General features: G+C 56.1%; 7 protein-coding genes. All 7 read left to right on the top strand.

What is annotated here, in order from left to right; all coding sequences use genetic code 11:
- Positions 1-660, top strand: a 660-nt coding sequence (locus L692_RS0126085) for a menaquinone biosynthetic enzyme MqnA/MqnD family protein (protein ID WP_025702829.1), incomplete at its 5' end; no start/stop codon positions are given.
- A complete protein-coding gene (locus L692_RS0126080) occupies positions 657-1,625 on the top strand; it encodes a polyprenyl synthetase family protein (RefSeq protein ID WP_025702828.1) in 969 nt (322 codons plus the stop codon). The genes L692_RS0126085 and L692_RS0126080, both read left to right, overlap by 4 nt.
- A gap of 102 nt (positions 1,626-1,727) precedes the next feature.
- On the top strand, positions 1,728-2,171 hold the full coding sequence (gene ndk, locus L692_RS0126075; protein WP_025702827.1) for a nucleoside-diphosphate kinase: 444 nt from the start codon (positions 1,728-1,730) through the stop codon (positions 2,169-2,171).
- A 32-nt stretch (positions 2,172-2,203) separates the two neighbouring features.
- Positions 2,204-3,001, top strand: a complete 798-nt coding sequence (locus L692_RS0126070; protein ID WP_025702826.1) for a CheR family methyltransferase — start codon at positions 2,204-2,206, stop codon at positions 2,999-3,001.
- 98 nt (positions 3,002-3,099) lie between these two features.
- Complete coding sequence (locus L692_RS33295) at positions 3,100-3,261, top strand: hypothetical protein (protein WP_198027839.1); 162 nt, start codon at positions 3,100-3,102, stop codon at positions 3,259-3,261.
- Between the two features lie 211 nt (positions 3,262-3,472).
- The gene (aroC, locus tag L692_RS0126060; RefSeq protein WP_025702825.1) at positions 3,473-4,642 is read left to right on the top strand and encodes a chorismate synthase; all 1,170 of its coding nucleotides are present in this window, start codon (positions 3,473-3,475) and stop codon (positions 4,640-4,642) included.
- Between the two features lies 1 nt (position 4,643).
- On the top strand, positions 4,644-5,388 hold a 745-nt coding region (locus tag L692_RS0126055), incomplete at its 3' end, for a 3-dehydroquinate synthase family protein (RefSeq protein WP_025702824.1).

Below are 5,388 nucleotides of genomic sequence, written 5' to 3'. Positions count from 1 at the left end.
GGGCTGCTGCTGCTGCCGGGACTGTCCGTCAGCTCGGACGGTCCCGTGAGGTCGATTCTGCTGTTCTCGAAGGGGACGGCGGAAGAAGCGGCGAATGGAATAATCGCCGTAACGAACACGTCGGCTACGTCGGTGAACCTGCTGAAAATTTTGCTGGAGAAGGCCGTGGGCGGACATCCGGAGTACATAAGCGCCGAGCCGAATCTGGAGAAGATGATGGAGCGGGCCGATGCCTGTCTGCTGATCGGCGACCATGCCATCCGGGCGATGTGGCAGAACAGGAAGTATACGGTTACCGACCTGGGCGAGATGTGGAAGCGGTGGACGGGCCTTGGAATGACCTTTGCGGTATGGGCTATAAGCCGGAAATCGGCGCGGGAAATTCCGGATAGGGTTGCCGAAATTTGCCAAGCCTTAATTAAGAGCAAGCGGCGGGGACTGCGGAATCTGGCGCCGATTGTTTCGGAGGCTTGCAATGCAATCGGCGGAGATTCCGGATACTGGTCTGGTTATTTCCATAATTTGTGTTATGATTTTGGAGAAAGGCAGCAGGAAGGCTTGAATCTCTATTTCCGCTATGCCAATGAAATGGGGCTGCTGCCGCAGAAGGTGAAAATGGAGTTCTGGAGCGATAATCTGCTGACACGGGTGAAGGAATGAAACGACTGCAAATGTTCGGCCTGCTAAACAAGGATATGGATGCTCTTGAGAAGGAATTGTACCGCAGTGTACAGGGGGACGATGCTCTGCTTACGGAAACTTCGCTCCATCTGCTGAAGGCCGGCGGCAAGCGGCTGCGTCCCGTATTTGTGCTGATGGGCGGTAAATTCGGCACATACGATCTCGACAAGCTGAAACGGGTCGCCGTTCCTCTGGAGCTGATTCACAGCGCTTCCCTCGTTCACGATGACGTCATCGACGATGCGGATACGCGGCGAGGCGAGCCGACCGTCAAGGCCAAATGGGGCGACAAGATCGCGATGTACACCGGCGATTATATCTATGCCAAGGCGCTGGGCATCACGGCGGAGCTGCCGAACCCCCGCATCCATCAGATCCTGTCCAAAGCGATGGTGGAGATGACGATTGGCGAGATGGAGCAGATCCGCGACTTCTTCAACAGTGAACAGAGCGTGCGCCATTATTTGCGGCGCATCCGGCGCAAAACCGCTCTGCTGATCGCCATCAGCTGCCAGCTTGGGGCGCTTGCCGCCGATGCGGAACCGGAGAATGCCCAAATGCTCTACAATTATGGCTACAATGTAGGAATGGCCTTCCAAATCGGCGACGATCTGCTTGATCTGAGAGGAACGGAGAAGCAGATCGGCAAACCGCCGGGCAGCGACATGCGGCAGGGCAATATTACTCTGCCGGTCATCTACACCCTGGAGGACGACCGGCTTCGCGGCGCCCTTCTGGATGAGCTGGAGCAGATTCGCGAAGGCCGAGCGGGAGTTGGCCGCGCCATCGACCTCATTCTGTCCGGCGACGGCATTTCCCGCGCGGAGGAGCTGTCCTCGCGTTACATCGGCAAGGCGCTGGCCGCGCTGGATCAATTGCCGAACAACCGCACCAAGGGGAATTTGCGCGACATTGCCTATTTCGTAACCGGCAGGGCATACTGATAATGCCGCAGGGTCCGAATTGACCATTTAACAGACGGCGGCGATTTTGGTAATATAGCTTAATAGACCATCATTCATAAGGGAGAATGGAGAGTGAACCCTATGGAAAGAACGTATTTGATGATCAAGCCTGATGGTGTGCAGCGGGGTCTGGTAGGCCGCATTGTAGCCCGTTTCGAAGACAAAGGTTTTAAGCTGGTCGCCGCCAAGCTCGTCACGGTAACGGAGGAGCAGGCGAAGGTTCACTATGCGGAACATGAAGGCAAGGATTTTTTCCAGGAGCTGGTCTCGTTTATCACCTCCGGCCCCGTCTTCTCGATGGTCTGGGAAGGCGACGACGTAATCGCTCTGTCCCGATTGCTGATCGGAAAGACGAAGGTGGCCGAGGCGCTTCCGGGAACAATCCGCGGGGATTTTGCCAGCCATACCCCTCTCAATCTCATTCACGGTTCCGACTCTCCCGAGAGCGCGGCGAGGGAAATCGCCAACTTTTTCGCTCCAGAGGAACTGAACAAGTATAATAAAGATATTGCGGCCTGGATCTGATCCGGGCATATAGACAGGGGTAGATGACCATGATGCCTGAACGCGAAGCGGCGGCAGCCGATCCCGATTACAAAGGGTTCATTCAAAATGTCAACAAAAGTACGGGCATCGACCTGTCACAGTACAAGGAAGCCCAGATGAAACGGCGTCTGACGACACTCCGCACGAAGAACGGATACCATACCTTTTCCGATTTTTTCGCGGCGATGATGGCAGACAAGGGTCTGTTTTACGAGTTTCTGGACCGGATGACGATCAACGTCTCTGAATTTTGGCGCAATCCGGGCCGCTGGGAAGTGCTTCGCGACACTATTTTGCCTGAACTCCAGGAGAGCGGCAAGCGGCTTAAGCTGTGGAGCGCGGCTTGTTCCACCGGGGAAGAGCCGTATACGCTCGCCATGATCCTGTCCGATAAAAAAATTCTGCGCGAGGCCAGCATTCTGGCGACCGATATCGATGAAGGCGCACTCGCGAAGGCGGGCAAGGGAGTCTATCTTGAACGTTCGCTGAAGGATGTGCCGGGGGATGTGGCCGCACGGTACTTCTCGCCCGAGGGACCGATGTACAAGATCAGCGAGGAACTGAAGAAATACATCGACTTCCGCAAGCAGAATCTGCTGCTGGACAAATTCGATGCCGGATTCGATCTGATCGTGTGCCGGAACGTAATGATCTATTTCACGGAGGAAGCGAAGGATAAGCTGTACCGCAAGTTCTCGGCGAGTCTCCGTCCGGGCGGTTATTTATTCGTTGGAAGCACGGAGCAGATCTTTACGCCCTCCAAATACGGGTTCGAATCTACGGAAACGTTCTTTTACCGCAAAAAATAACGCGTTGCTCCGCGGTCTTTCTGATAAGGTATACTTTCGGCTGCTTGCAGAGATACTGAATGATAGAGTCAGTATGCCAAACGAAAGGTCGTAAGGAAATGGATAAAAGCAAGGTAATCGACGCATACCGCCGGGGATTCATTACGGTCAAGGAATGCGGACAAATTCTCGGTGTGGAGGATGTGCAGCTTCAGCTCCTGCTTCGGCAGGAGGAGAGCAAACTTTCCTCCATGCGCCAAAGCCTGCGCGTCGGCGGCTAAAGTCCCGCTTCAGCGCAGTCGGCCAAGCCGCCGCCCGCTCCTGAAAGAAGGAGTTCGGGCGGCTTTTTTGTGAAAAATATGATAGAGGCCGCCTTATGCGGCTATCTTGTGTAACTTTCTTGTCAAAAGTGATTTCCCTATACTATAATGAGCAAAGGTCATCACGGATTTTAGCAGTTTACAGTTTGAAAGCGCGAAGGGGGAACGCAGCATGAGTTTACGTTATTTAACGGCGGGGGAGACGCATGGTCCCCAGCTTACGGCAATTATAGAGGGTCTGCCCAGCAATCTTACGCTGGATTTTGAACAGCTTAACTTTCAACTGCAGCGGCGCCAGAAAGGCTACGGCCGCGGCCGCCGCATGCAAATCGAGAAGGATACCGCCCAGATTGTCGGCGGTGTGCGCCACGGAGTTACAACCGGAGCTCCGGTTGCGCTGGTTGTCGAGAATAATGACTGGACGCACTGGAAGAACATCATGAATGTTGAGCCGATTCCGGGCGCGGAAGAGGACAAGCGCCGGGTGAACCGGCCTCGTCCGGGCCATGCGGACCTGAACGGGGGGCTTAAATATAACCTGACGGATTTGCGCAATGTCCTGGAGCGCTCCAGCGCCCGGGAAACGGCGGCGCGGGTGGCCTGCGGCGCGGTGGCGCGTCAGCTGCTCGAAGCGTTCGGGGTGAAGATTGCCGGACAAGTTATTCGTATCGGCGAAATCGAGGCTCCTGCGAATGACCTCCCGATAGACGAACTGATTGTTCGCACGGAAGAATCCTCGGTCAGAGTTGTAGACAAGGAAACCGAGAAGAAAATGGAAGCCTACATAGACCAGATCAAGGAAGAAGGCGACTCCATCGGCGGAATCGTGGAGTGTATCGTCGAAGGACTTCCGGTCGGCCTTGGGACCTATGTTCAATATGACCGCAAGTTGGATGCAGCCATTGCCGGCGCGGTCATGTCGATTAACGCCTTCAAGGGCGTGGAGATCGGGATCGGCTTTGAAGCAGGGAAGCTGCGCGGCTCGAAGGTCCATGACGAGATTATGTACGATCCGGCCCGCGGATACCACCGGGGAAGCAATCGGCTCGGAGGCTTTGAAGGCGGAATCACAAATGGTATGCCCGTAGTGGTTCGCGGAGTGATGAAGCCGATTCCGACGCTCTACAAGCCTTTGCAGAGTGTGGATATTGATACGAAGGAGCCTTTTACCGCACAGGTGGAGCGTTCCGATGCCTGCGCGGTGCCTGCGGCATGCGTCGTGATGGAGAATGTGGTTGCCTGGGAAATCGCCAAGGCGTTCCTGGAGAAATTCGGCGGGGATTCCCTGGAAGAAATCAGAGCCAACTATAATAACTATCTCGCCCAAGTGGAGAGCTATTGATATGCGGAGAATTCAGGTAGATTTGGGCGAACGCTCCTATCCGATTGTGATCGGCAGCGGAATACTGGAGGGCATTGCCGGACTGTGCGGGGAGGCCGGATTCCCGGTTCGCAGCCCGCTGCTGATCGTCAGCGACAGCGAAGTAGCCCCTCTGTACCTCTCTGATCTGGAATCGCGGCTTAAGGCCGGGGGCTATACGGCAGTCAGCCATGTCATTCCTTCGGGAGAAGCGTCGAAGTCTCTGACTGTGTATGAGGAAGTGATGACGACGGCGATTTCTGCCGGACTGGACCGCAGCTCCGCCGTTCTGGCGCTCGGAGGCGGGGTCGTCGGCGACTTGGCGGGCTTCGTGGCCGCCACTTATATGCGCGGCATCGGCTTCCTGCAGATTCCGACGACGATACTGGCGCATGACAGCAGCGTCGGCGGCAAAGTGGCGGTCAACCACCCGTTGGCGAAGAATATGATCGGCGCCTTCTATCAGCCGAAAATGGTCGTGTACGACCTGAACACGCTGAAGTCGCTTCCGCCGCGCCAGGTTCGGTCCGGACTGGCTGAAGTTCTCAAGCACGGGCTTATCCTGGACCGTGAATTCGCCTATTGGTGCCGGGATCATGCCGCTGAGCTGCTGGCGCTGGAGCCTGAGGCGCTCGGCTATGCGCTGGAGCGCGGCTGCGCCATCAAGGCTGACGTAGTGGGCGAGGATGAAAGGGAGCACGGGCTGCGCGCGATCCTGAACCTGGGCC

The sequence above is a fragment of the Paenibacillus forsythiae T98 genome, from assembly GCF_000520735.1.
Classification (GTDB): Bacteria; Bacillota; Bacilli; order Paenibacillales; family Paenibacillaceae; genus Paenibacillus_AQ; species Paenibacillus_AQ forsythiae.
The sequence above is the reverse complement of the archived record's forward strand: the minus strand, read 5'-3'. Positions and strand labels throughout refer to the sequence as shown.

What these genes read in the sequence shown, in the direction of transcription:
- aroC (WP_025702825.1), top strand. Translation starts at nt 3,473, where the DNA reads ATGAGTTTACGTTATTTAACGGCGGGGGAGACGCATGGTCCCCAGCTT.
- L692_RS0126070 (WP_025702826.1), top strand. Translation starts at nt 2,204, where the DNA reads ATGCCTGAACGCGAAGCGGCGGCAGCCGATCCCGATTACAAAGGGTTC.
- L692_RS33295 (WP_198027839.1), top strand. Translation starts at nt 3,100, where the DNA reads ATGGATAAAAGCAAGGTAATCGACGCATACCGCCGGGGATTCATTACG.
- L692_RS0126080 (WP_025702828.1), top strand. Translation starts at nt 657, where the DNA reads ATGAAACGACTGCAAATGTTCGGCCTGCTAAACAAGGATATGGATGCT.
- ndk (WP_025702827.1), top strand. Translation starts at nt 1,728, where the DNA reads ATGGAAAGAACGTATTTGATGATCAAGCCTGATGGTGTGCAGCGGGGT.